Source organism: Halobacillus halophilus, from assembly GCF_020171985.1.
Lineage (GTDB): Bacteria > Bacillota > Bacilli > Bacillales > Halobacillaceae > Halobacillus > Halobacillus halophilus_A.
This window is the reverse complement of sequence record NZ_JAIVAL010000003.1, coordinates 1-26,676: the sequence shown is the minus strand read 5'-3', so window position 1 is coordinate 26,676 and position 26,676 is coordinate 1. Positions and strand designations below refer to the sequence as shown.

The window sequence follows — 26,676 nt, the reverse complement described above, 5'->3', positions numbered from 1 at the left end:
AAAAAGCCGCTCTTATTGTAAGAGCGGCTTTTTAAATAGCATTATTTTGAGTGAGGTTTCTTTTTTGCAGAGTTTTTACGATACCAGTAGATACCTAAGAAAAGGACTAAAGCTAATACGACAAGGATGATGATCAGGGTCGTGTTCGACGAGGTACTGGATTCTTCAGAGCCTTCTGATGAAGACGTGGAGTCGCCAGCGTTTGCCTGATCGGATGATACTTCGGTAAATTCTTCTGACTTTTCACCAGTGTACAGTTCCGATTCGCTTAGAGTTCGAATATCTTCAAGCGGCTGAATGTAAACATTTCCGTCCTGGCTTCCAGATATATAATGCTCGTTCATAATAATCGCGCCGGCCGGGGCAAGGGTACCGCCTAGCTTCATCTGGTTAACCAATTCACCGGATTCTGCTTCAAAAGTGAAGACGTCCCCTTTTGCGTTGCCAAAATAAACATATTCGTTATAGGCAACAGGAGGTGCTTTATTGACGCCTCCTTCGTATTCCCACTTTATCTCTTTAGCTTCCGTATCAAAGGCATAGAATTTTTGTGTAATAGGGCTTCCCACAAAAATGGTTCCATCCTGCAGGACAGGAGCACCGGATTTATTATTTTTTACATGCTCTCCTGTTCCCAGGGATTCTTTATGAGTGATTTCACCCGTTTCTTTGTCCATTTCATACAACATGTGTTCATACATATTATCTCCTTCTGCTTTAACGAGGGCAGTCGTATAGATCGAAGTTTCACTCACGACAGGAGGCACATCGTCCAGTCCAGCGGCTACCTGGTCGAACTCGGTTTCCCATACCCGCTCTTGGCTGGCAAGATCGATGGCGTTAAAATGGAACTGATCTGCACTTCCACCTCCGCCGACATAAAGAGTATCCCCTTCAATGACAGGAGAGGACATACTGACGATACTTCCAAGGTCAAACTGCCAGTCCAGTTCACCTGATTCCCGGTTTACACCATATAGCTGTTCATCACCTGCCGTGATATAGACATTATCTCCATGGATGGCAGGTGTAGGCATAACTTCTCCATTCGTATCAAACTTCCACACGGTTTCGCCTGTTTCCGCATCTACAGCCAGGACTCCGCTTTCTCCGGTTCCACGGTTACCATTCTCCTGATAATAACGGTTCCCGTAGCCTACAAATAGAACACCGTCTTTGTATATCATTTCTGAATGTACCCAGTTAGGAGCAGAAGACTTCCATAGACGCTCGCCACTTTTTACATTAAAGGCTTGCAAGCTTCCAGTATTGTGGTTTCCGATATAGAGGGTGTCATTAACTACCACTGGAGTAGCTCTAAGCTGATTATCGGTGGGGTACTTTTTTCGGATGGTTTCATCCACGGATCCTCCGTGAACAGGGTTATTTGTTTTGTTTAACCGGTATTGTTCCCAGGAGTCTGGACCGAACACAGCGGCTGAAACGTTGATAGGGAGCAGAAAACTTAGCAGTAATACAAGTCCTGAGAGACAAATTAAATGTTTAATTTTTACTTTCAATTATGTACACATCCTCTCTTGTTTTGTTATGTATTCCCTTATAATAAAGGCTAACACTCTTTTTTTACCAATGCATCACTGAACCTATTAAAGGTAGAAAATGATACAAACTGTGAATATGATGAAGCAGATTATTTACTATTACTAGATAGGGGAGCGATCCACTAATAAGCAAGGATTGGGGTAACGAGCGGCGAGGGGCAGGCAGATTGCCAAGTATTATGTTAGGGAGGGTCCGTTGTTCATAAATATGTCAGACAAAAGAAGAAGCACAACACGCTGTTAGTCTCGTGTTGTGCTTCTTGAATCTCTATGCTCGACGTTTCACCATATCAATGTACAGCTGTTTGTAGGCGTGGTGCTCTTCTTTCATGCCCACTTCATGATACAGTTTAGCAAGCCATTGGACCGGACGATGGTCCTCTTCGCGAAGTTCCATATCAAAACTCATACACTCAATGGCTTTTTGAGGCTGGCGGAATTCATGATAAAGTTCGCCTAACTTCATTTGCTGGTTAGGATCCTCGATTAAATCGTTCATCAAGTCAACTTTCTTCAGAATGGGTTCTGCCTGGGGGTGTTGTTTGAGCGGCTCAGCCCATTTTTTAATATATGAAATCTCATGTTCATCCAGCAGGGAACTGATCGCCCGGGTCAGAATCTCAGCTGCCTCGGGATCTCCGCTCTCCAGCAAAAGCCCCACGAGCATCTGTAATTCCTCTGGGGTCAACTCTTCAGCAGCGTCTTCATTTCCTCCAACCATCTTCACTAATTGACCAGATTGATGAGGACTTAAAGTGAGTCCGCTTTGGTGAATTAATTTTATAATGTCTTTGAATTTTTCATTTTCTATATAAGCATGAAGCAAATCCTGCTGCAGCGTTTCAATAGTCAGTCCGCGTTTATACAAATCTTCAAGCAGATGGAGACGATCTATTTCCTCGAATCGACTGTCTATCAGCTTATGCAGGGCTGCATAAGCTTCTGGCTCCTGTGTGTGGACAGCCTGCTGAATCGAGATGGCCAGCAAGTCGTTTATTCGGCCTTGTTCATCATACATTCTTGATAATTTCTGAAATGACTGATCATGATGCTTGGAAGAATACAATTTTTTCTCCATATAAATGGGATCGGAGGATAGCGTGGTTTCATCATTGTTTTTGTAACGCTCATCAAATCGGTTGAAATCAAGGTCTCCTGAAAAAGCGTCCGCTAAACGATGATGCGGAGAGAAGTCTTTAAGGATGTGAAGAATTCGATAGCATGACAGTAGTTTTCCGTCACGACGTTCTTTGTAAAAAAGGCTTTCGATAAAGTTCGATAATTTTTCTTTGTTAATAAAGGATTCGAAGTAGGTGGCAATCAAAGCTGTTTCCTGCAAACTATAGTAGTTCTGGAGTTTTTTAAACAATCCATTAAAACTTCGCTTGCTGAACTGAGACTGAGAGGAGAGTACAAAGTCGATCAGCGGGTGAGGAGGTATGAATACAATCCCTTTCTGGAAGGCTTTATTCACATAAGAACGCTTGGTCAATTTCTTTGCGGAAGCATAATTCAAATACTGATCTTTATGAAAAAAAAGATAGTACGTTTCATCTTGATCACTGAGAGCTTCAACAATTTTACATTGGTTGAAGATGGCCATACGCTGGACTTGCAACTGGGCTTCCTGCTTGTTTTCTTTAACCGTTACCGTTGAAAAGGGCATAAATCAACCTCCTTATCGTTACTTTTATCTTACCACGAAAGAGAGTGGGAAAGATAGATGGGGCATTATGGCAGAAGAGATAAATAAAAAAATCCAACCCTCTCGTGCATGAGGATTGGATTTTTCCCTGTATTATTCAGATACGATGAATTCAAAGTTTCCTTCAAATTTTACATCTTTTCCTAGCATAAGGCCGCCGGTTTCCATGGCAGCATTGTACGTCATGCCATACGCTTCGCGGTTAACTTTTCCGGTTACATCGAAGCCGGCTACCGTACTGCCATCCAAAGGACTCTTGGACGTTCCGTTATACTCTACGTTAAATGTTTCTTCGTTCGTTACCCCTTTAATCGTAAAGTCTCCAGTGATTTTGTATTCATCATCATCTACTTTTTGAATAGATTTACTTTCAAAAATCATATTCGGGTACGTTTCCGCTTCAAAGAAGTCGCCTGCGCGAAGGTGATTATCACGATCTTCATTTCCTGTATCAATTGATTGTACAGGTATGGTTGCTGTGATTTTAGCAGATTCAAGATCTGTAAAGTCACCGTTCACCTCTATATTAAAATCAGTAAATTCTCCTTTAGCTTTTGAAACCATCATATGTTTAATTTGGAAATCGATGGCACTGTGTGCTTGGTCTAGTGTTAGTGTTGACATTTGGCATTCCTCCTTATGATTTTTATCTGCACGATTAAAGGTAACGCAGAAAATAGTTTGAAGTCAAGATATATGATTTAAGAATACATAGCGAAGTATATTCCACATTATTCCACCTCAGGTCATCCATAAAACCCCATATAGAATCACGCAAAAGTAACTAAAATTTTATATCGAAATTTGTTTAGTTTAATTGACATAAAAATTCATGAACGTTATACTGAATTCATAAAATAGTTTGGGGGATGGCCATGAATTATGTCATTGGGATTGATGGCGGAGGTACGAAGACTACCTGTTTGTTTATGGAAGCCGGCCAAAGTAAGCTCCCGGAGGAGCCTAAACGACTGGTAGGGAAAGGCGCGAATCCTCATATTATAGGTTTTGAGGAAGCAGGAACAAGACTGGTAAATTTAATCAGACAGGGTCTTTCGAAATTTGCGATCGCACCACAACAGATCGTTGGAGTGGGATGCGGACTGGCTGGCGTTGGACGGCAGGATGATGAAGAACTTATGACGGAGTTGCTGAGAAAAAAATTTTACCCTCTTAATTTGTCTGAAAATTGCCATTTGTTTGTTACCTCGGACAGTGTTATTGCATTAAAAGGGGCGCTCCCTGAAGAAGCTGCGAGCGGCATGCTCGTCATCGCAGGTACCGGATCCAATGCGATTGCCATGGATAATAGCGGAAAAATCATTCGCTGCGGCGGGTGGGGACATCTAATAGGCGATGAAGGCAGTGGTTATTACATATCATTGAAAGCGCTGTCAAAAGTGTCGAAAGCCGTGGATGGCCGTGGCCGGGACACGGCGATTACGTCCTTACTTTTAAGCGGTCTTCATTTGGAACAACCGGATCAGCTTATATCGTATATGTACGGCCGCTCACATGAAAAGCACGAGATAGCGCGATTAGCAAAGTATGTAATTGCAGCATCGGAGCAAGGAGACGAAGTGGCGATTGCTCTGTTGCAGGAGGCTGCGGATGAACTGCTCCTTCATGCAGCAAGCTTACACCGTCAATCTTCATCGTTTACCTCAGAAACACCGGTTACGGCAGCAGGATCTATTTTTCAACATTCCACGGTTATAAAACAGCATTTCATTGAACAATTACATAGGCGGAGGATGGGAACTTATTGCAAAGCCTTCGGACCGCCGGAATTCGGGGCCTGTTTACTCGCAAAGTAAAGAAAGGTGGTAAGAAAATATGGAAGATTCTTTAGCTTTATTAACTACAGAGCAGCGAAATCTGCGGTCAAAACATATGGATCGGATGTCGACTGGTGAAATCCTCACGGTCATGAATAATGAGGACCAGCGCGTTGCGGAAGCTGTGCAAACCGTTCTTCCGCAAGTGGAGGAAGCCATCAAACATATTACCACAGCTTTAAAAAAAGGAGGGCGATTGTTTTACGTAGGGGCAGGAACAAGTGGAAGACTTGGGATCCTGGATGCGTCTGAATGTCCGCCTACGTTTATGGTTCCTCCGGACAAAGTTCAAGCCGTTATGGCAGGTGGAGGGAGCGCGCTCTCCCGGGCCCGGGAAAATACGGAGGACAATGAGCAGCAGGGAGAAATGGATCTTAAAGAGAAACAGCTTACTGAACTGGATGTAGTGGTGGGGATTACCGCAAGCGGCCGTACGCCTTATCCAATCGGAGCTTTGAAATACGCACGGGAGAAAGGCGCTTATACAATATCGCTCTCGTGCAATCCATTATCTGAGATTAGTGCTTTTGCCGAAACTTCCATTGAAGTAGTGGTAGGACCAGAAGTATTGACAGGATCGACCCGGTTGAAAGCCGCAACCGCCCACAAGATGATATTGAACATGATCAGCACCACAACAATGGTTCATCTCGGAAAGGTATATGAGAATTTAATGGTCGACGTTCATGCAAGTAACCATAAGCTGCGCGAGCGGGCCAAACGAATTATTGTGGAGTGCACGCAGACATCTTATGAAGAAGCCGACCATGCCTTAGTTGAGGCAGACTTTCAAGTGAAGCCGGCCATTATCATGCTTCAATCAGGCGTTTCTTATGAAAGAGCACTTAACCTGCTGGATAAAAATGAAGGGCATCTGCGGCAGGCACTGGGAACACAGGATGAATGATTTGAACACCACACTGTGGGTTTCAAATAAATTTACCAAATAAAAGGGGGAGCTTGCATTGACCATTTGGCGAAAACAATCGGCCTGGTTCATGTTGGTGGCATTTTTGGTTTTAGTTTTAGCAGCGTGCGCTCCGGGAGCAGGGTCGGAGGACACAAGCAGTGAAAGTGAAGGTTCTGATTCGGAAGGAAGCTCAGAATCTGGTGGAGACGGAGAAATTTCCGGAGAGCTTGAAATTCAGTATTTCGTTGGAGGGTATGGAGATTCCTGGTGGAAGGAAGTTATCGGTGATTTTAAAGAGAAATACCCTGATGTAACCATAACGGAACATGCGGGCCCAAATATCAACGAAGAGATGCGTTCGCGCTGGGTATCCGATGATCCACCAGATGTTGTCTATATTGATGGTGCAGGATCCAGTGAAACTCAAATGGTGGAAGATGGTCAGCTAATGAATTTGACGGAATGGATGAACGGTATCGAACTTGAAGACGGTACGCCGTTAAACGAAAGCTTTATTGTAGACCCGGCTAAATATGATGGCGATGTTTATAGTCTGCCGCTCGTTTTTGATACGTGGGGAACATGGTATGACAGTGCCTGGTTTGACGAAAAAGGATGGGATGTGCCGAAAGACTTTCCAGGTTTCATGGATACGATGGGACAGATTAAACAAGAAGAGGACATTGCCCCATTTGTAACCACCGGACAGTATCCTTATTACTTCTTACGCGGAATGTTATATCCAGCATTCGGTGCTGCAGGCGGAGACGAACTTCTGAATAAAGTGATTAAAGGTGAAGAAGGTGCTTGGACGAGTGAACCAGTACTTAATGTAATGAAAAAGGTAGAACAGATGCAGAAAGAGGGCTATATTGATCCTGGATTTGGCGCTTTGAACCATACGCAGTCGCAAATGAACTTCCTGATGCACGATAACGCGTTCATTCCTGTTGGATTCTGGCTTCCGAATGAAATGGAAAAAGATACGCCGGAAGACTTCCAGTATGGTTTCATCCCGTCACCTATGCAGGATGAAGGGGAACCATATGCGATCGTACCGGACCTGAGACCGCTTGCTATCGCTGAAAAAGCGGAAAACCCGGAAGCAGCCAAAGCATTTGTGGAATTTGTGTTTACAAAGGAATATGCGAAATTGTTCTCTGAGCACACCGGTGCAATTATGAACCTTCAAGGTGTTGACTTAGCTTCCAGCGAAGAGGTTCCGCAGTTCTTAATCGAAGCGAATAAGATGATCAACGATCCGGATCAGGTTCAAATTTATCAGAAGCCACATCCGATGAGTTCAAACTTAGAAACTCCAATCAGTAACTCACTTGTTTCCCTTATGCTTGGTAATATAACAGCAGAAGAGTTTGTAGAAGAAGCTGAAAAAGCAGCCAGTGAGTATCGCAGCAATTTGGAATAAGTCATAGAAGGGATGGAATGTGGAGGCTCAAGCCAATTCCACATTCCATTTTTACTACCTATCCTGAAAAGAGGTGAAAGAGATGGTTCAGTCGAAAAAGCAGCGTAACTTGTTTCTTGCTTTTTGTCTCGTGCCTACGTTCTTAATGTTTTCAGTTTTTACTCTCTATCCGTTGTTCAATGGATTGTATTACTCCTTTTTTGAGTGGTCGGGAGCATCTTCTCTCGCGGAGTTTGTCGGATTTGATAATTATAAACGGCTGTTAAACGATGAAATTATCCCCTTAACTATACTTCACGACTATTTTCTTGTGGTTACAAAAGTGATTGGCATCATGATTCTAGCAACTTTTTTTGCAGTCGCGTTAACCCAGATGAAAATAAAAGAAGCCCCTTTTTACCGCATCGTCTTTTTCTTCCCGAATATTATGTCGGTTGTGGTTATCGGTATTCTGTGGATGTTTATCTACAATCCGAGTCTTGGACTTGTGAACTCCGGCCTGGAATTTATAGGTCTTGAAAGCTGGACGCGCCCATGGCTTGGAAGTGAAGACTGGGCGCTGCCAAGTCTTGTACTGCCTTCGGTTTGGGCGGGGATTGGATTATTCATGCTTATGCTGATGGGTGGAATTTCAAATATCTCCAAAAGCTACTATGAAGCTGCAGAAATTGATGGAGCAACCGAATGGCAGCAGTTTTGGAAAGTAACCTTGCCGCTGATCTGGCCGCAGATCAAAATATCCATTTTATATATTATTATTACTACATTGAATGGGTCGTTTATTATCGTTCAGGTTATGACGAAGGGTGGGCCGAACAATTCCACCCATGTGATGGGGTCATACTTATATGAACAGGCTTTCGTAAAATACAACTTCGGCTACGGGGCAACAATCGGTGTCATGATCCTGATTTTATCTCTAATTACCGTGCTGATTATGCAGTTCTTTATGAGAAGAGAGAAAGTAGAATATTAACCAGCAGGAGGAGAGATAGTGAAACGTAAAGGCGGATTTTTCTCACGATCTTTTGTACGCATTCCACTCATTATTTGGTCGCTCGCTGTTTTGTATCCGATCGTATGGATGATTCTTGGGGCATTTAAATCCAATGCTGAAATTTACTCTAATCCATGGGGGATGCCTGAATCATTTAATTTTGGTAACTTCGTGGACGCGTGGACCAATTATAATATCGATATCAGTGTGTTTAATAGTTTAATTGTTACTGGTCTTGGAGCATTATTGACGCTTGCTATGGCCATTCCGACTTCTTATGCTCTGGAGAGGATGAGGTTCCGGGGTAACCGGCTGTTATTTACGCTGTATATTTCAGCCATGATGATTCCAATGGTACTCGGATGGATTCCATTGTTTTTCTTATTGATGCAGTTGAATTTACTTGATAATATCTTCGGGCTTGCGATCGTGTATGCCGTCAGCCAGCTTCCTTTTAGTATTTTTGTAATGACCAGCTTTATGGCAACGATCCCTAAATCATTGGAGGAAGCTGCATCCATTGATGGGATGAGCCCTTATGGTATTCTGTGGAAAATTATTACACCACTTTCGACAACAGGGATTATTACCGTAACCATCATGAACATGATACAATTCTGGAATGAATACTTTATGGCGTTAATATTTTTACAATCCGAAGAGAACTATACGCTGGCACTTGCCATTGATTACATTAGTAATGAGACGCAATATACCAATGCATGGGGAACGCTGTTTGCAAGTCTTGTCATTGCAATTGTGCCTGTTATCATTCTCTATGCCATCTTCCAGCGCAGGATTGTGAAAGGTATGACTGAGGGAGCTATTAAAGGATAAGCGTGGTGATATGGATGAAGAACTCTTTAACCGGCGGGCTTGTGATATTGAACGAAATGAAGGATAAGCTACCTCCATCTGAGCGTAAAATCGCGCAGTTTATACTTGAACAGCCCCATGAGGCGATCCATTGTACGGCCAGTCAGCTGGGAGAATTAAGTTCTACCAGCAGCGCGGCGGTCATGAGATTATGCAAGTCTCTGGGGCTAAAAGGATTACAGGAGCTTAAATTGCGTATATCCGGTGATCTACAGAAAAAGCCCGGTTCCAAATACCGGGATATTCAGCCTGGCGAGCAGCCGGACTCTATTGTTGAAAAAGTAACAAGCAACAGCATGCAGGCAATCAATGAAACGACTGAGCTGGTCGATTATCAAACGCTGGCTCGGGCGGTTGAGGTGCTTAAGAACGCCCGGAGGATTCACTTCTTTGGTGTGGGGGCGTCTGGCATTGTGGCTCAGGATGCCCAGCAGAAATTCTTGAGGATGAACAAAAGTACATCCGCGTTCACAGACCTTCACAATGCGGTCATGAATATTGCGAACGTGGATGAGGAGGATGTTGTCTTTGGCATCTCATTTTCCGGTGAAACGTATGAAACTGCCAAAGTTATGGAGATCGCGAAGGAAAAAGGTGCAAAAACGATCAGCCTGACAAGATACGGTCAGTCACCGGTGACGAATTCAGCTGATATTCCCTTGTACATTTCCGCTTCCCGGGAGATACCAGCGCCATTCAGGAGCGGTGCGACTTCTTCGCGTCTCGCCCAGCTGCATATGATTGATATCCTGTTTGTGAACTTGGTTACAGAGCAGTATGAGCAAGCCTCCGCCTACTTTAATGAAATTACAGACGTGATGAACCAGCTGAAAGGAAAATAACAACTAGATCCATTAATTTCCACCTCAGGTCTTGCATAATTTCCCATCTTCTCATCTGATTGCGGATTTGCGGGTGGGTTTTTTGGTTTTCAGTCAGGACATAATAGTTGTTCTGAAATCTAAAACCCCTTACCATAGAAGAAGTAAATAATAAGCAATGAACATGAAAAGGTGGATGCTGCAGTGAAGCAATTCCTATATAAGTCCTATTGGCTCCGCCGGTTATTAGCTTCTGATCCTGGACGGAAACGTTTGAATCAGGCTGGTAAAGCGACCATTAGTTTAATTTCCTCCGTTTTTACAACTACTCTTATTTTAAACCTCCTGGGTCTTGATCCGCTTTTACCATCTATCATCTCAGGAATTGCCGGTCTCATGGGAATCATGGTCGTAATGGATGATACAAAAGAAAAGAAGCAAGTGACCACACTGCTGCTTGCGCTGTCCGCTGGGTGCGGCGTGACGTTAGGTTCCTTATTAGCCTGGAACGCCATCCTTGTTTCCGCATTAATGATTGCCATAATTTTTAGTGGCTTTTACTTCTCAAGGTATGGAAGCCGATACTTTTCGCTTGGTATGATTGGGTTTTTTACAGTCTATTTTTCCTCTTTCTTAAAACTATCACCCGCCCAATTTCCTTTATTTTATTTGGCCATCACCATTGGAATCATCTATGCATTCCTTTATAATTTTGTCATTTTCAAGGACTCCGTTCAGCTTCTCAAGCGGAGTATGCGTTCTTTTCATCGCCAGGCAAACCTTACATTTCAACTCTTAATTGAAATTATTCAAGATCCTGAAACGAGTGAATCACGAAGAAGAAAGCTTGAGTACAACGTTCGGAAGTTGAGGGAATACGCGAATAATGTTTCCACTGACTTAAGTGCTCAGGATATTAAAGGTATCTGGCCAGGTCTCACAGCAAAACAGCTTAAGCTCTATGTGTTCGATACGGCTATGTTTGTTATGACGCTCGCTGACAGTTTACAAAAGTTGAAAAAAGATGATGCGCTCGAGATGGCTGAACTTCGTAAGTTGCTTGTCCAGGTTATTTCGACATTGCAGGCAGCTGAGGTGCTTGATCAGGACTATAAGGAGAAAAACCTCGCGGAAGCGGAAAATGTCATTAGATCGTTGAATTCATTCATAAATGAGTTATTTAACAAGCAGCCTTCCCGACCGGAAGGGTGGATTTACTTGCTTCGCCGTATAGAAGCCATTGCAAGTCATGTTACAGAAGGAGCACTCCGCATCCAGTATTCCCTGCAAGCGATCGACGTTCCACACCCAGATTCAGAGGGGGAGACGGTAGAAGACGAGGAAGATGAGAAAGATGAGAAGGGGCTGAAGCCCACCACAAAAAAAGCCATTCAATCCCTCATTGCCGGAACGATTGCCATTATAGTAGGTTATCTTATCTCTCCTATTCAACCGTATTGGGTACTGTTGACTACTTTTATTGTTCAATTGGGCACTGAGACGGTAGGCCGTACTTATTTGAAGGGGTTAGAGCGCTCGGTAGGAACGCTGATTGGTGCCATAATTGGTTTTATCCTTGCTACGCTTGTGTCTGGAAACTCGACACTTGAAGTGATCCTTTTATTTTCCGTGATTTTTTTAGCTTTTTACTTATTGACGGTTTCCTACACCATTATGAGTCTGTTTATTACTATGCTGATTGCCTTTATGTATGACCTGATCCTAGGCGGAATTAGTATGGAACTGTTAGGCGCCCGGGTTATCGATACGATTGCAGGAGGCGCTATCGCTCTTGGAGTTTCCGCTTTCATTTATCCTACCAAAACCATGGACAAGGTATCGGAAGCTTTCACGGATTACTTAAATGAGCTTGATTCTTATGTGAAGCGGTATATTCAAAGTTTAAAGCAGCCGACAGGCGTTAAAGACATGGCGGATATTGCATTCGAACTGGATGGAAAAATTCAAACCATTGAAGATGAATCGAGACCTGTTCTTCAGGGGCCAGGGGCTAGGAAATATTCTGGACTTCCACGCTGGATTACCATCTTTACGGCCATTAACTACTATGCCAAGCATCTGGTCGCCTCTTCCTATCAGAAGAATTTCCACTATCCAGAAGAAGTCAGCAGTGTTTTTTTAACCGTGGAAGAGAAATTCACGCATAACATTCAAGTTTTAACAGAGATGATTGAAACTGAGGAATGGACAGGGACACTGCATGATTTACAGGAAGAACGGGAAAAAATTGAACGCTTCGCACCAGGGCATCAAGACAATCAAGGTGATCTAGTTCATCATTTATACTATATTTGGAAAATTAATCAGTCCCTCTTGATGCTAGGTCACCACCTGGGAATTGACAGAGAGAAATAAAAAAGAATATTCATTTTTCCATATATGCACAAAACGAGCAGCTTCCCCATCCGGGGAGCTGCTCATTCTTTTGATCTATTTAGGTAGGTTTTACGTTTCCTGCTTTTCTATTAGCCTAAATCCAATATACTCAAGCGCGGACTCAAGATTCGGCACTGTTTTAGTATTTAAGTGAAGTAGCTGAGTGTTGTTGACTTCATGTTTTGCAATTTCCGGCGTAATCCCTGTCATGATGGTTTCCATTCCCATCAATTTTAAAGATCGGACCAGCTCAATCAACACACTTGGAAAGGTGTTATCGACAATTACGAGTCCAGACAAGTCGATAACAAAAGAGTCGATATCGTGATCAACTCCGTACTGAAGTACTGTTTCCATGATCTTATCTGCTCTGTATCCATCAATAATGCCCTGCAGTGTCAGAATAGAAACACCGCTCGTAATTGGAATAATGGGCACATTTAATAATCCCATGTTATATTTTGTTTCATCTAAATCAATCAGATGAGAAAGAATCTCGGCCATTGATTTTAAATATTCCACATCCTCATTACTGAAGTTCTTTTCTTCTTTATCCATCACACATAATGTACCGAATACATGACCATTCGTGTTTTTTAAGGTGACACCAAGAAAACCCTTTACTTCCAACTGGGACGTGACTTCGAGTTCTCGCGTCAATTCATCCTTCGTTAAATTATTCGTGTGCATATAATCCCTATCGTCCGAGATAATCAGCCGGCAGTAAGTCCCGCCATACTCTACGCGATAGCCTTCAGGGATAATTTCGTCCTCTCTATTAAACGAGCTAAGAACGGTCATCGCTTTCTCGCCGCGCTTCGTAACATATGCTGTATTTACATTTAATTGCCTGCTGATGATTTCAAACATTTTACGAGACACCGTCTTTAATGAGTGAAATTCGGAAGAGGCTAAATTATATTGACTGGACATACATACCTTCCCCTTTACCTCTTATGGTGAAAAACCTTATTCTATTCTACCATAATAATCTTTCAGTAAAATGATAGATTTCTCTTTTTCAGTAAGAAGAGGGAAGGGGATTTATTCATGTTCCATTTTCTTTTTATACACACACGCTCCGTCAATATATGTCGCTTCCACGAAGCTTCTGGTTGTAGGCATGTAACCCTGCTTACCGTCTAATAAGTAATCCGGTTTCCTTCTATGTAATGTCCGTGAGAGGAGCATCCACTTGAAAATCTATATCATTACATTGTTACTCTCATTTTCTGCATGGTTTTTGATTCATTCGGGAATGGGTCTTGGTGAAGCAGTAGTGATCAACGAATCCTTTTATTGGGGGCTTATTCTTTTTATTAGCCAGCTTTTACATCGGCCAAACGGGATTTCTTCATATTTTCTTCGGAGGTTTTAAGAGGCTCTCTTCATTGATCGTTCCACGCTCGAGAGCTCAGGAGAGGGCCGATGAGAGAATTGCTGAGGCTTACGAATGGAGAGATTGGAAAGAAGTATGGCTTAAGCGTTGTAAGTTGATCTTTTTAGGAGCAGGTGGAGGATCCATCCTGTATTCTGTTATTCTCTTGTGGGTCCTCTCATAAACAAGAAAGGCGGTCTGCACATGAAAAAATTATTATTAACAGGTTTTGAACCTTTTTTAAATTTTGCATTCAACCCGACAGAATCCATCGTAGAATATCTGGATGGACGGACGATTGGGAACTATACTATTAAAGGGGTTGTCCTGCCCGTAGACTTTAATCGTTCAGCTGAAGAGCTGCTCACTCATTATCATCATATTAATCCCGATGCTGTCATCACATTAGGAATGGCGGCTCATCGTAAAAGAATTACACCCGAACGGGTAGCGATTAATGTTAAAGACGGGGCACCAGATAATGATGGATACGTCCCTGAGGATGAACCGATTCAGGAAGAGGGGGCCGATGCTTACTTTTCTAAGCTCCCAATTAAAAATATAGTTACATGTCTAAGAGAAAAAGGAATACCCGCTTCAATATCTAACACAGCGGGCACCTATCTTTGTAATAATGTTATGTATTCGCTGTTGCATGAACTCCATCAAATGGATAAAACGATTCCGGCAGGTTTTGTTCATATACCAGCATCTTTTGAAATTGCGATGGACGAGCCTGAAATGCCGGCATGGCCTTTATCAACCCTGCAAGAAGGTATTGAAACAATGATTCAGACACTGGAGTAAGAAGGAGGATCTATTTTATGGTAGTATCTGGACAAATTCACTATAAGAACCACCAGATTGACTTTGAAGTTAATTACCAGCACGAGGATATATCAGAAAGTGGAATTAGAAGTGAAGAGGCGAAGCATGGCCTCATTCACGCGATTAATCGAAAGTTTCGTGTGAAATACCCACTTTCAAGTGAAATCGATCAAATCCGCGTCAGCCGTTTTTAAAATGCAATATAAAAAGGCACCCCTGGAATGGGTGCCTTTTTATTAGGATGCTTTTCCTTTCGTGACAACAGGTTTTTGGGAAGAAGAGGAGCCGAGGTTCGGCATATTAATTCGTCCGGTAATCAAACTCCCAAAAGGGATCAGATTAAATAGATAACTCATAACGATAGGGCCTGCTACACCTAAAGCAAAGAATGCCAAAATATAAACGACTATATTAGACGGCAGCTGAATGGACTCAAACCAACCGACCGCATTATATTGAAACAAGGGGTGAAGCAGATAAATGCTGTAGGAACAGCTGCTGACCCAAAGGACAGGCTTCGGTACCTTATTTAACTTCATAGCAATCAGATAGAGGACACAAAATACAAGGAACGTGTAGAAAATGATATCAAATCTTTTTGAGCTGACGGAGGTCAATACACCGGAAATTCTTAAATAGATAGGAATGATTCCGGCAAAGACTGCTCCACCGATAATCCATAATCTATATTTCTTCAGATAAGAAAGAAACTCGTCGAGATGTTTTCCTGCGTAATAAGCAACCGTGAAGTAGAAAAACCAGCCTAGAAACGGAAGCTGATAATACTCCCACATAAATTCAAGCCCTGAGATCGTCCCTTTAAAATTAAAAAATCCGAGATACATAAGGTTAATTATTAAAGCAAGACCGATTACCAATAGTGGGGGAAAGCGATCAAAGGATTTCTTCAATAAAAAGTGCAGTGCATAAAACTGAAAGATAATCAGTACGAAATATCCGTGCCAGGCGCCAAGAAGGGTTTTCTTAAAGAACAGCTCGCCAAAGGCTGACCATGTTAAACCATCAAGACCAAGGGCATACACGGAGTAAACGGCTGCGAGCACGAGGTAAGGAACCAGAATATATAGTATTCTTTTCTTCCAAAATGATTTCGGGAGGCGATCAGGATAAGAGTAAGATAGCAAAAACTCCGAAATCATGACGAAGACCGGGGTGGCGAACATCATGCTCATATTAATTATATAGGTGACACTTGTTGTAGAAGCTGATACGTCGAGGTTGCTTCGGGTCATTGTAATAGAATGAATAAGAACAACACACATACAAGCAACAAATCGGATAAAGAAAATTTCATTTACAAAGCCTTTTTTCAAGAGTTGAGGCCTCCTTTTATTATACTCTGTCATTGTATTACGATTTCACCTAGATTGATAGAACAATTTGATAATATTTAGTAGTTTAAAGCAGGGATTTATTTCCACCTCAGGTCATCCACAATATGGATGACCTGAGGTGGAAGGTTTTGGTAGGATTAGCCTGGGATGTTGATTTATAATAGAGTCATTACTAAAGAGGGGAGTTTTCCGATGAAGTATATCCGTTATCGTAAAGAAGATTCAATTTATTATGGGGTGCTCGAAAACGAGACAATCACCCGACTGGATGGCAATTACATAGAAGGCCCTGTTCAAAAGTTATCCGCTACCGATTCGCTGGACGAAGTGGAAGTATTGGCTCCTGCTGAACCGGGCCAGCTTATAGCTATAGGTCTGAATTATGCCCTTCACGCTGAAGAACAGGGGAAGCCTCTTCCTGAAGAGCCCATGATGTTTATGCTGTCGCCGACAGCCGTCATTGGTCATAATGATGGGATTACCCTTCCAACAGAAGATCACCGGATTGATTACGAAGCCGAATTGGCTGTAGTAATAGGGAAAGAAGCGAAGGATGTAACCAAAGAAGAAGCTTTATCTTATGTGCTTGGGTACACATGTGGGAATGATGTTTCCGACCGTTATTTGCAAAAGAAAGATGGTCAGTACACCCGGGCCAAGTCTTATCCTACTTTTAAACCGCTCGGACCAGTGATTGAAACCGACCTTGACCCGGGAAATACTCGGATCAAACTTACATTGAATGGAGAAGTGAAGCAGGATTCTAGTACAAGTGATTTGATCCATAGTGTAGAAGAGATCCTTGTACAGGTTACTAAGGTGATGACGTTAAAGCCAGGGGATGTGCTTATGACCGGAACGCCATCAGGAGTTGGACCGCTTTCTCCTGGAGACGAATTAGAAATTGAAATCGAAGGTATAGGAAAATTACGTAATTATGTAAATAAATAAAAAGAGTCTTGCGAGCTTTCTCGCAAGACTCTTTTTTTCTACAAAAATATAAGCTGCCTCTCCAAAAAACTATCTTTATATAATTAAAATGTAAAAAATGTAATATATGAATCAATAAGCCTTCTAACCCCTTGGAATTACTGAGGTAAAAGTTGGAATCCTCTGTAATAATTAATGAAAAATTAACCATTTTTTGCTTATATCCCTTTTTATAAGGTTTCAATATAGCTCTCATGGGAACTAAGGATAAAAAATAGCACAATATTTGTTAGTCGATAGTTAAATAAAGGAAAAGAGTTGATGGAAGTGAGCGAAGAAAAACCTAATAAAGAGCAATCTTCTAACGACGATTCCCTCCTTAACGATCTTGGAGGAGGTGTTAAGGAGAAAGCAAAAAGTTTTCGTGAAAAAGTTCCAAGTGTCTCTGAACTCAAAAGAAGAACAGAGCACCCTTTTGAATTTGCGGATGAAGCCACTGATGAAATCCAGGAAGCTTCCCAGGAAGTTACGGAAGAAGCGCAGGATGAAGCCAGTGACTATTTAGCCCAGCAATATAAGGAACAACTGCGAAGAGAAATTGAACAATTAAGAACTAATCTCGAAGAGAAGAAGCAGGAAAATGCTAATAAAGTTCATGAAAGAGCTGATGAAGCAGAGAAAAAGCTCCAGGAAAAACTCTTGCAGCTCCGTGAAAAGATTGCTTCTGTAAGAGAGTCTGGCGAAGAACTTCAAGAAAAGATTAGAGAAAGCCAACGCTCTCGAAACTCTGACAGAAGAACTAAGGGTGTAGAAAGCATTAAAGGGATATCGAACGTCAGGAGCTCTTCCAAGCTTAAAGGTCCCTCTAATATAAAGGGGCTCAGTCAAATGAAAAGTGCTCCTCAGGTAAAAAGCTCCACCGATCTAAAAGGTGTGAATGAGCTCAAAAGTTCCAACAGCATTAAGGGGCCAACAGATGCTAAGGGGCTGAATAACATTAAGAGTGCTCCCAACGTCAAAGGTCCTAAAGATGTGAAGGGAATTGAAGATATCAAAACATATCATGGATAAAATTTGAAAGGAGAATGAAAATGGCTATACAAAAATCAACAGATAGTTCAAGTCTCGCAGAGGTAGTAGACCGTATTCTTGATAAAGGGATTGTAATTGATGCGTTTGCCCGTGTATCTGTCGTCGGTATTGAACTAATCACGGTAGAAGCAAGAGTGGTTATCGCAAGTGTGGATACTTGGCTCCGTTATGCAGAAGCCGTAGGTCTTCTTCGCGATGAAGTAGAAGAAGAAGGTATTGGTGGCCGTCTTGCAGAGCAGCGTCTGGGCTCTCAATCTCAAGATTCTGAGGAATCTAATGAACGAGGCGAATTTAGCATTTAAAGTAGTGGAGGGTTGGTTTTTACCAACCCCTTCTCTATCTATTCAGTAGAAAGGCGGGACAATCCATATGAAACTGTTAGACAACGTTACTCAATTTTTCAATCAGAATATCGCTCCTCCTCACAAAATTATTTCTGCTAAGAAGCAGGATGATGGTTGGAGAGCATTAGTTGAAATAATTGAAGAAAAAGAATATATGAAAAAGTACGCTAATGATCAAATGATTGGACTTTATGAAGTGTTTTTAGATAACAACCATGAAGTAACCGGTTTTTCCCGAATAAGCTTACGTTACCGCAGTGATTTAGAAGAGAAAATTGAAGTAGAACATTAAGAAACGGAGGGGTGGAAATGACAAAGTTAACGGAAACAAAAGCTGAACCCCAAGAAGATCAAGGCGTTTACGCCCATCCCTTCTTTCAAAATTTGATTAAGCGTTCACAGCGGTATTTATCGTTAGGTTATCCAGTTCACTTTACGGGGCCGACAGGAATCGGAAAGACGACGCTGGCTCTTCATATCGCTAAAACCAGAAAACGTCCTGTCGTGTTAATCAGTGGAAATAAGAGTTTATCAAACGCTGAATTAATTGGAGCGTTTAAAGGCTACAATCGTAAAAAAGTAAACGATAATTATGTGCGGACCGTAAGAAAAGTTGAGGAAAACATTACGGAAGGATGGGTTTCAGGCCGTTTATATGAAGCTGTAAAAAACGGGTACACCGTTGTTTATGATGAATTTACAAGGTCCCAGCCGGAAGTTAACAACCTATTTTTATCCGTTTTGGAAGAAAAAATCCTACCCCTATATGGAACGAAGCGGAAGGATTCCCATATAAGAGTTCACCCGGATTTTTCCATCATTTTCACCAGTAACCCAGCTGAATATGTCGGTGTGTATCAAACACAGGACGCCCTTCTGGATCGTATGATATCGCTGCCTTTGAAATCACTGGATCAAGAAGCAGAAACCACTATCGTGGCTGAACGGACGAATATTGATCAGGACAAAGCAAAAGCCATCGTAGGTTTTGTCCATCGGGTAAAAAGCTTATGTAACAACCGTGATTCGTCTTTAAGTTTACGTGCATCGATCATGATCGCGGATGTAGCAAAACGATATCAACTGACGATTGATGGAAATGATCAAGAGTTTCAGGAGCTTTGTCTTGATATCACATACTTCACCTTGGATTTATGCACGGACGACCAAGAAGAAGCTCTCCAGGAAAAAATTATAGAGGCATGTAAAAAGGTGTAGGAGGCATAGAAGATATGGCTGAAGAATTAGGTATTTATGTATTTTGCTGCATTCAAACAAACGAAGAAAAAGATTTTGGCACTATTGAATTTGAAGGTGAAGAGCGTTCTATTTTTACCATCCATTATAAAGATGCTGCGATGGTAGCCGCTGAAGCACCGGTGAAAATATACACTCCGAAAAAAGATCATTTAATGACTCACCAAAATGTTATTTCCCGGGTGATGGAAAGTGAATCCTCTGTGGTACCCATTAGTTTCGGAAACGTATTCCAGACCCGGGAAGATACAGAAGTCCTTCTTGAAAATTTATATCCTCAGTTAGCCCGCCTCTTTCCTGAAGTTGAAAACAAAATCGAAATCGGGCTAAAAGTGGTGGGGAGAAAAGAATGGCTCGAAGACCAAGTTAATAAAAGTAACAAAGTAATGAAGCAAAAAGAAACGGTCTCGAGTAAATCGGAAGCCGCTGGTTATTTTGACCGGATTAAACTCGGTGAAATGGCCCAGGATTTCTTTAACAACTTAAAAACAGAAATTGAAAAAGAGATTCATACCCCGCTTGTAAGGTTGTCTGTATCCTCGAAATCTAACGAAACGGTTGGAGAAAGGATGTTGTTAAATGGTGCTTATTTGATTGATCGTGACAAAGAAAAAGCGTTTGATGAAAAAGTAAATGAACTTCATGAACGCTGGAAAGACCGAATGGAATTTAAATATACGGGGCCGTGGCCTGCTTATAATTTCATAAATATTAAATTGAAAGTGGAGGAAACGTCATGATTCATAAACTATTCACTTCCCCGATTGATTTGATTGTTAAAGTCGGCGAGCACGTTAAGGAAGAAGTGGATAAAGAAATGTATGACCTGGATCATATTCAGAAGAAGCTTGTCAATCTTCAGATGATGTATGAACTGGATGAGATCTCACAGGACGTTTACGAAGCACAGGAAGAGGAATTGCTCGAGCGATATGAAATTGCCAAGAGAATGGAGCTTGAGCAATGGGAGGAAATGACGAAACGGCGATAGGATTGGAGAGTTTGAGAGATGAGCGAACTAATTTATTTATATGGCATTATACCTCATCAAAAAGAAGAGCAGCCTTTTTCCGATTTGATAGGTATCGATGGCGAGCACGTGCTTCATACGATCAATTTTGATCAATGTGCGACCGTAATTTGCCGTGTTGAGGAGAAAAATTATGGCGAGAAAGTCCTTGAAGAAAAAACGAAGGATATGGAATGGGTGAAAGATAAAGCTTTTCATCATCACGAGACATTAATCAAATTGCGAGAGCGGACAACGATTATTCCCATGAAGTTTTGTACGATCTATCAAAGCGAAAATAGTCTCGAAGATATGGTGAGTACCTACGCAGGAGACTGGGTTCAATTACTTGATAATCTTAAAGGAAAAGAAGAATGGAACTTGAAAATTTATTGTGATCGGCCTTCTTTAAGAGAGAAAGTAGCCGAGCATGATTTAACGATAAAAGAGAAAAAAGAAGAAATTGAAAGTATGTCTAAGGGAAAACAGTACTTGCAGCGTAAAAAGCTGGACCAGCTGGTAGATGAACAAGTAGAAAAAGAACTAAATTCTTTTTCTAAAAGCTTTCACGATAAATTGAGCACGTATTGTGATCAGGATGTGGTGAAAAAGACGTGGAATAAAGATGTCACAGGTAAAGACGAAGAGATGTGCTGGAACAGCGCTTTTCTACTTCCTTTAGATCAGGTGGAGGGCTTTTTAGAAGAAGTGACAACAGCAAACAACGAGCACCAGCATGCCGGCTGGAAATTCGAAGTGACCGGTCCGTGGCCGGCTTACCATTTTGTCAATCTCTCAAAAAGCGAGGTCTAAGTGATGAGTGAAAGAGAGCAATATGAAAATAAAGATATTTCTCTGATTGATATCCTGGATACCGTTCTGGATAAAGGTGTGGCTATTAAAGGAGATTTAGTTATTTCCATTGCCGGGATTGATCTCGTCTATCTGGATTTACGAGTATTGATTTCAGCCGTAGAAACCTTGGTGCAATCGAACCAGCAAGGAGCAAAATCCATTTCCTCTGAACGAATGGATGAAGAAAAGGAGGCACTCGAATATGTCACAGAGCGATCTTGAGCATCAGCCGGTTAAAAGCGGGCGGATTGAATTAGATCCAGAAGGGGCAGAACAAGGTCTCGCCCAGCTGGTTTTAACGGTTATAGAATTACTGCGCCAGCTTGTGGAACGCCATGCTATAAGAAGGGTGGATGGCGGCACCCTAACGGAAGAAGAAATTGAGAAATTAGGGGTAGCCCTCATGAATCTGGAAGTGAAAATGGATGAACTTAAAGATATTTTCGAATTAGAAGATGAGGATTTGAACATCGATCTGGGTCCATTAGGAAACTTATTGTAATAAAAGGAGGTTCAACCCATGGCTATCGAACAGTCCACACAGTCTAATAGTATCGTAGATGTACTGGAAACGGTCTTAGATAAGGGTGTTGTAATTGCAGGTGATATTAGAGTCGGTATAGCGGATGTAGAATTATTGACCATCAAAATTCGACTGATTGTTGCTTCTGTAGATAAAGCAAAAGAAATCGGTATGGACTGGTGGGAAACAGATCCATTCCTAAGCTCCAAAGCAGCTGAGCAAAACACCAAGGAATTAGAAAAAGAAAACGAACAGCTTTCCAAGCGTTTAGAACAGTTAGAAAAAAATATGAGCCATAACAGTCGATATTAAAAGGAGGACAAATCATGAGTGATAAAAAAACCAGTCTCCAGAATGAAGATGACCGTGCAAAGAAGTCAAAATTTGACGTAAACAGTAAAACATCAAGAGCCGTCATTGGAAGCGCCATAGGTTTGGCAGCCGGGTTAATGACGACGGCTAAGAAACTAAAATCTTCTGATGATGAGAATAACTCTGAGAAGCAAAACGCTAACTCAGAAGCGGACAATCATCATTCAAGTGATCAAGAAGAAGAAGGAAGAAGTAAACGAGCCTTTTTGAAGGAGAACGTAAGTAAAGCTGGTTCAAAAGTTAGTAAAGCAGGTACAATAGCTGGGTCTAAAATTAGTGAAGCCGGTAGTAGAGTAGGAGAAGCTACTTCAAGTGCTAGTACGAAGGTGAGTGAAGCAAGTTCTAAAGCAGGTTCTAGCTTTAAGAGTTTTAGAGATAAAACGAAAGAAAGGACCAGCGATGTTGCAAGCAGATTTAGAAGATCTGAGAATGATGATGCAAAAGGAAGCTCCAAAACGACATTAATCAATACCAATCCTATTGAGAATCAACAACAATCAGACAGTGGTTCCCAGGATAATAATGAGCAGAATCATTCAAGCAACACCTCAGAAGAAACTCAGCAGCAACCAAACGGGAACGCTGGTCAATCCAACCAGCAATACAACAGCTCTCAAAGTAGAAGAGAGCAGAACAACTCTGCTCCGTCTAGCGAAGCACAGCAGTCAAGCAACACGTCAGAAGAAACGCAACAGCAACCAGGCGGAACCGCTGACCAATCCAGCCGGCAATCCGACAGCTCTCAAAATAGAGGGGAGCAGGACGAGCAGAACAATTCCGCTTCGTCTAATGAAGCACAGCAGTCAAGTAACACGTCAGAGGATAACCAGCAGCAGCCAAGCGGAAAAGCTGAAGAAACCAGCCAGCAATCCGACAGCTCTCAAAATAGAGTAGAGCAGGACGAGCAGAACAATTCCACTCCGTCTAATGAAGCACAGCAATCAAGTAACAGGTCAGAGGATAACCAACAACAGGCAAAAGATGATTCTCAAGAAAACAAAAACCAAGCAAGCAATTCTTCAGGAATTAAGCAGTTTGAGCCAGACAATAATTCTTCAAAACAGAACCAACAGTCTAGCAATTCTGGAGGCAGCAAACAGCAAGAAGAAAATTCTGCTGACAGTGAAACACAGCCTTCAGACACCCAGGAGAAGATTGCAAACTCTTCACATGAAGAAGTAGCAGCTTCCCAAGAACGGAATAATGGAAACAAAGATTCCAAGAATAATAAGCACAAAACATCACTATCAACCAATGATGATACTACTAATGAAAAGTAGTAATAATAGAAGGGAGAAGATAATATGGACGATTTACTCATGACTTATGTAAAAGCTGCCAACCAACACGGTTTTTCCCTGGATATCACGCTGAACATTAACGGTGCTTTAGTAACGGGGACAACAGTATCAGCTCAAAAATATCTCGATTCCGCCAGTCAATCTTTTGAAGGGGGAAATGATGTTTCAAAACAAATTAGTGAAAAGCTCTCCCAGGCAAGCCAGAATGCTGAGGATCAAAATCAAGAAGATGTAAGCTATATTCATCTTAAAAATGCTCAAGTTTATAATGGGGATTCAAGCCCTACTCCCGCTGAAGGTCAGTTCTTCTGGCGCGGAAGAATGGATCAAGTTGACGGCTTCTTCCTGGGCCGTATTGCATCAGAATAGTTAGGTATAAATTAGCTTACAGGCTCTTATTCAAATGGAGACTGTAAGCTTTTTTATGGTATTTTCTGTTTCCCAAGCATTTAAGTCGCCCTTCCTATTTATCTAACCTTTTTAAGAGTTCCAATCGACAATACCCTCCTACATTCGGCTGAATTTTTTGATAAATCAGTCAACAGCGTTGATGAATAGGAAAAAATTGTAGTATAATATCAGAAGTATGGAAACGCATACATAAAGGAGGAGGAGTATTGTGAGTGGTATTTGGCTTGCGGTAGTTGGGGGTATTGTTTTTATTCTCGGCTACAGGTATTATTCGAAATTTATTGCTGAGAAAATTTATAAGCTGGATCCGAACTATGTAACACCAGCCCATCAATATAAGGATGGGGTCGATTTTGTGCCGACCAATAAATTTGTTCTCTGGGGGCATCATTTTACATCTGTTGCAGGTGCTGCGCCAATTGTTGGTCCAGCTATTGCCGTATATTGGGGCTGGCTTCCTGCAGTTCTGTGGGTACTGCTTGGTACTGTCTTTGCAGCGGGAGTCCACGATTTTGGTACGTTAGTATTATCGGTGAGAAATAAGGGACAATCAGTAGGTACCCTGGCGAGCAAGTTGATCGGTCAAAAAGCGAAAGTGCTGTTTTTATTTATAATTCTATTATTAGTACTGATGGTTAACGCTGTGTTTGCCTGGGTTATTGCCAACTTGTTTATTTCATTCCCGGCAAGCGTACTATCTGTATTTATTCAAATTCCACTGGCTATTTGGATCGGCTACAGCGTGTATAAGAAAAAAGGGAATATGCTGCTTCCGTCCATTGTAGCGCTTGCCGTTATGTACTTGGCAGCTATTGTGGCAAGCTATGTTCCTGTATTGCAAATTGATTTAGTGAAGTATTTCGGGGGCGAAGGGGCATCGTCGGCCTTTGGACTTAGTGCCACATCCATGGCCTTTTTCGTATGGATTGTTGTGTTAATGGCTTATGTTTATATTGCTTCGACTCTTCCTGTGTGGAAACTGCTTCAACCGCGTGATTACATTAACTCTCACCAGCTGATTGTCGGGCTTGGTTTATTGTATTTAGGACTACTTTTCACGAACCCTGAGATTACAGCACCGGTGACGAATTCGACAGCAGAGACATCATGGTTTCCTCTGCTGTTCATTACGATTGCGTGTGGAGCAATTTCTGGTTTCCACGGACTGGTATCATCCGGTACTTCATCCAAACAGTTGGACAATGAAAAGGATGCCAGATTTGTAGGTTACTTAGGGTCCGTAGGAGAAGGGGCGCTCGCGCTAGTTGCTATTATAGCTGTGGTTACGTTCTTCCCGACAGCCGGAGAGTTTACAGCAACTTACAGTAGTTTCACGGCTGCAAGCAGTGCTGGACTGGGTGTGTTTATTCAGGGAGCGGGTCAGCTCGCTGCGGGTCTTGGAATTCCTGTTGCAGTCGCTTCAACGATAGTTTCCGTTATTGTGGTTAGCTTCGCAGCAACCACGCTGGACTCGTCTGTCCGGTTAATGCGTTATATTATTGCAGAACTTGGAACGGAATATAAGATAACTCCTCTTACGAAAACGCATGTAGCTACTACTGTTGCCGTAGTTTCCAGTGCAGCCCTGACTTTGATTCCTCAGGGACCTAAAGGGTTTGGTTCCGGCGGCTATCTGCTATGGCCATTATTTGGTACTTCTAACCAGCTGCTTGCCGGTATTAGTTTACTGCTCGTATCCATTTGGCTGAAGCGTCTGGGACGAAGCTACTGGCCAACCATGATCCCGATGGTTTTCCTCATGTTCATGACTTTATGGGCTATGATTACTCAGGTACTTGGAGAATGGGCGCCATGGGCTGAAGGCAGTGACTGGATGCTGTTTACGTTTGGAGCCATCATACTTGTCTTCACTTTCTGGATTCTCTTAACAGCTGCCTCAGCTATATTCAAGAATGATCGCGACTCTGTACAAAAGAGTGCGTAAAAATAAGAGTCGCACGTCCAGCGTGCGACTTTCTTATTTCTAAAGTGCATGAAAATAAAGAGGTGGTTATTAAACATAAGGGCAGATTAGTTGAAGATCCAGTTTCGAGATATCTTAGGTCCGTTGCTGATTTAGAGAGGGGCTGGCTACGGAAACAACTCGCTTTCCTGCGGCCCTACTAGACGTAGGGTCGATCGACGTTGCCACAGGACGTGGCGACTTTAGTCGATCCTCCTTTAACAACAAGCCTCCTCAGTCGTTATCACTCTCTGTGGGGTCTCGCCTAGCTCCTTCTCCCGTGCGGGAGTCTCGTCGTTTCCTTCGCCACCCTATGATGGAAAGGTGAACGGACCCTTCTATAAGCGGTAGGGAGATGCTTGATCCGCCTCAAAAGCTTCTATAGCAGTGATTATCTACACGTATAGGCTAATTGTTATACGTTTATCTGAGTCATAAGGCTGGACGTTTCAAACATGATTTCGAGCTCCCTATTTCGCAAGGTCCGGAGGGGGACGATGAAGACTTCTGCGGGATGAACATGATC

29 protein-coding genes are annotated in these 26,676 nt (G+C 42.2%); 24 read left to right on the top strand and 5 right to left on the bottom strand.

The genetic code is table 11. The features are described from left to right. Positions 1-41: 41 nt before the first annotated feature. The 3 genes from LCM11_RS06920 to LCM11_RS06910 form a co-directional block, all read right to left on the bottom strand. Positions 42-1,520: a PQQ-binding-like beta-propeller repeat protein gene (locus LCM11_RS06920; protein ID WP_224893517.1), complete on the bottom strand. Its 1,479-nt coding sequence runs from the start codon at positions 1,518-1,520 to the stop codon at positions 42-44. A gap of 310 nt (positions 1,521-1,830) precedes the next feature. Then, entirely contained in the window at positions 1,831-3,228 is a 1,398-nt protein-coding gene (locus LCM11_RS06915) for a hypothetical protein (protein ID WP_224893516.1), read from the bottom strand. 132 nt (positions 3,229-3,360) lie between these two features. After that, positions 3,361-3,891 (bottom strand): YceI family protein, encoded by a 531-nt coding sequence (locus tag LCM11_RS06910; RefSeq protein ID WP_224893515.1) that lies wholly within the window; start codon positions 3,889-3,891, stop codon positions 3,361-3,363. A 251-nt stretch (positions 3,892-4,142) separates the two neighbouring features. On the opposite strand from LCM11_RS06910, the gene LCM11_RS06905 reads away from it, so the two are divergent. The 7 genes from LCM11_RS06905 (at position 4,143) to LCM11_RS06875 (ending at position 12,511) form a co-directional block, all read left to right on the top strand. Next, a complete protein-coding gene (locus LCM11_RS06905) occupies positions 4,143-5,084 on the top strand; it encodes an N-acetylglucosamine kinase (RefSeq protein WP_224893514.1) in 942 nt (313 codons plus the stop codon). A gap of 19 nt (positions 5,085-5,103) precedes the next feature. Continuing rightward, positions 5,104-6,012 carry an N-acetylmuramic acid 6-phosphate etherase gene (murQ, locus tag LCM11_RS06900; protein WP_224893513.1) on the top strand — a complete coding sequence of 303 codons (909 nt, stop codon included), beginning with the start codon at positions 5,104-5,106 and terminating at the stop codon, positions 6,010-6,012. Positions 6,013-6,070: 58 nt separating this feature from the next. Continuing rightward, on the top strand, positions 6,071-7,441 hold the full coding sequence (locus tag LCM11_RS06895; RefSeq protein ID WP_224893512.1) for an extracellular solute-binding protein: 1,371 nt from the start codon (positions 6,071-6,073) through the stop codon (positions 7,439-7,441). Positions 7,442-7,523: 82 nt separating this feature from the next. Further along, positions 7,524-8,417, top strand: a complete 894-nt coding sequence (locus tag LCM11_RS06890) for a carbohydrate ABC transporter permease (RefSeq protein ID WP_224893511.1) — start codon at positions 7,524-7,526, stop codon at positions 8,415-8,417. An 18-nt stretch (positions 8,418-8,435) separates the two neighbouring features. After that, positions 8,436-9,275: a carbohydrate ABC transporter permease gene (locus LCM11_RS06885; RefSeq protein ID WP_224893510.1), complete on the top strand. Its 840-nt coding sequence runs from the start codon at positions 8,436-8,438 to the stop codon at positions 9,273-9,275. Between the two features lie 14 nt (positions 9,276-9,289). Further along, entirely contained in the window at positions 9,290-10,156 is an 867-nt protein-coding gene (locus LCM11_RS06880; RefSeq protein WP_224893509.1) for a MurR/RpiR family transcriptional regulator, read from the top strand. 183 nt (positions 10,157-10,339) lie between these two features. After that, positions 10,340-12,511, top strand: a complete 2,172-nt coding sequence (locus tag LCM11_RS06875) for an FUSC family protein (RefSeq protein WP_224893508.1) — start codon at positions 10,340-10,342, stop codon at positions 12,509-12,511. 90 nt (positions 12,512-12,601) lie between these two features. On the opposite strand, the gene LCM11_RS06870 is transcribed toward LCM11_RS06875, so the two are convergent. Beyond that, complete coding sequence (locus LCM11_RS06870; protein ID WP_224893507.1) at positions 12,602-13,465, bottom strand: STAS domain-containing protein; 864 nt, start codon at positions 13,463-13,465, stop codon at positions 12,602-12,604. A 365-nt stretch (positions 13,466-13,830) separates the two neighbouring features. On the opposite strand from LCM11_RS06870, the gene LCM11_RS06865 reads away from it, so the two are divergent. The 3 genes from LCM11_RS06865 to LCM11_RS06855 are packed head-to-tail and all read left to right on the top strand — an operon-like array spanning position 13,831 to position 14,932. Beyond that, the gene (locus tag LCM11_RS06865) at positions 13,831-14,094 is read left to right on the top strand and encodes a DUF3899 domain-containing protein (protein ID WP_224893825.1); all 264 of its coding nucleotides are present in this window, start codon (positions 13,831-13,833) and stop codon (positions 14,092-14,094) included. 20 nt (positions 14,095-14,114) lie between these two features. Beyond that, entirely contained in the window at positions 14,115-14,717 is a 603-nt protein-coding gene (locus LCM11_RS06860) for a pyroglutamyl-peptidase I (RefSeq protein WP_224893506.1), read from the top strand. A gap of 17 nt (positions 14,718-14,734) precedes the next feature. Then, positions 14,735-14,932 carry a hypothetical protein gene (locus tag LCM11_RS06855; protein ID WP_224893505.1) on the top strand — a complete coding sequence of 66 codons (198 nt, stop codon included), beginning with the start codon at positions 14,735-14,737 and terminating at the stop codon, positions 14,930-14,932. 42 nt (positions 14,933-14,974) lie between these two features. Here the strand turns inward: LCM11_RS06855 and LCM11_RS06850 are convergent, their stop codons facing one another. After that, complete coding sequence (locus tag LCM11_RS06850; RefSeq protein WP_224893504.1) at positions 14,975-16,072, bottom strand: acyltransferase family protein; 1,098 nt, start codon at positions 16,070-16,072, stop codon at positions 14,975-14,977. A gap of 213 nt (positions 16,073-16,285) precedes the next feature. On the opposite strand from LCM11_RS06850, the gene LCM11_RS06845 reads away from it, so the two are divergent. From LCM11_RS06845 to LCM11_RS06780, 14 genes are all read left to right on the top strand, one after another. Next, positions 16,286-17,044 (top strand): fumarylacetoacetate hydrolase family protein, encoded by a 759-nt coding sequence (locus LCM11_RS06845; protein WP_224893503.1) that lies wholly within the window; start codon positions 16,286-16,288, stop codon positions 17,042-17,044. Between the two features lie 306 nt (positions 17,045-17,350). Beyond that, on the top strand, positions 17,351-18,094 hold the full coding sequence (gvpQ, locus tag LCM11_RS06840; RefSeq protein ID WP_224893502.1) for a gas vesicle protein GvpQ: 744 nt from the start codon (positions 17,351-17,353) through the stop codon (positions 18,092-18,094). A 20-nt stretch (positions 18,095-18,114) separates the two neighbouring features. Beyond that, positions 18,115-18,417, top strand: coding sequence for a gas vesicle structural protein GvpA (gene gvpA / locus LCM11_RS06835; RefSeq protein ID WP_014644367.1), 303 nt, complete (start codon positions 18,115-18,117; stop codon positions 18,415-18,417). A 67-nt stretch (positions 18,418-18,484) separates the two neighbouring features. Further along, a complete protein-coding gene (gene gvpO / locus LCM11_RS06830) occupies positions 18,485-18,751 on the top strand; it encodes a gas vesicle protein GvpO (protein WP_224893501.1) in 267 nt (88 codons plus the stop codon). Between the two features lie 17 nt (positions 18,752-18,768). Then, positions 18,769-19,677 (top strand): gas vesicle protein GvpN, encoded by a 909-nt coding sequence (gene gvpN, locus LCM11_RS06825; RefSeq protein ID WP_224893500.1) that lies wholly within the window; start codon positions 18,769-18,771, stop codon positions 19,675-19,677. 14 nt (positions 19,678-19,691) lie between these two features. Continuing rightward, complete coding sequence (locus LCM11_RS06820) at positions 19,692-20,456, top strand: GvpL/GvpF family gas vesicle protein (protein ID WP_224893499.1); 765 nt, start codon at positions 19,692-19,694, stop codon at positions 20,454-20,456. Next, the gene (locus LCM11_RS06815; protein WP_224893498.1) at positions 20,453-20,707 is read left to right on the top strand and encodes a gas vesicle protein GvpG; all 255 of its coding nucleotides are present in this window, start codon (positions 20,453-20,455) and stop codon (positions 20,705-20,707) included. The genes LCM11_RS06820 and LCM11_RS06815 overlap by 4 nt, the downstream gene beginning before the upstream one ends. Before the next feature lie 18 nt (positions 20,708-20,725). Next, entirely contained in the window at positions 20,726-21,538 is an 813-nt protein-coding gene (locus LCM11_RS06810; RefSeq protein WP_224893497.1) for a GvpL/GvpF family gas vesicle protein, read from the top strand. A gap of 3 nt (positions 21,539-21,541) precedes the next feature. Then, a complete protein-coding gene (locus LCM11_RS06805; RefSeq protein WP_014644361.1) occupies positions 21,542-21,802 on the top strand; it encodes a gas vesicle protein in 261 nt (86 codons plus the stop codon). Further along, complete coding sequence (locus LCM11_RS06800; protein ID WP_014644360.1) at positions 21,783-22,082, top strand: gas vesicle protein K; 300 nt, start codon at positions 21,783-21,785, stop codon at positions 22,080-22,082. Before LCM11_RS06805 ends, LCM11_RS06800 begins: the two co-directional genes overlap by 20 nt. An 18-nt stretch (positions 22,083-22,100) precedes the next feature. Next, complete coding sequence (locus LCM11_RS06795) at positions 22,101-22,415, top strand: gas vesicle protein (RefSeq protein ID WP_224893496.1); 315 nt, start codon at positions 22,101-22,103, stop codon at positions 22,413-22,415. Between the two features lie 14 nt (positions 22,416-22,429). Further along, positions 22,430-23,755, top strand: a complete 1,326-nt coding sequence (locus tag LCM11_RS06790; protein WP_224893495.1) for a hypothetical protein — start codon at positions 22,430-22,432, stop codon at positions 23,753-23,755. 24 nt (positions 23,756-23,779) lie between these two features. Next, the gene (gene gvpU, locus LCM11_RS06785) at positions 23,780-24,145 is read left to right on the top strand and encodes a gas vesicle accessory protein GvpU (protein ID WP_224893494.1); all 366 of its coding nucleotides are present in this window, start codon (positions 23,780-23,782) and stop codon (positions 24,143-24,145) included. 250 nt (positions 24,146-24,395) lie between these two features. Then, positions 24,396-26,132, top strand: a complete 1,737-nt coding sequence (locus LCM11_RS06780; protein ID WP_224893493.1) for a carbon starvation protein A — start codon at positions 24,396-24,398, stop codon at positions 26,130-26,132. Positions 26,133-26,676: the final 544 nt, after the last annotated feature.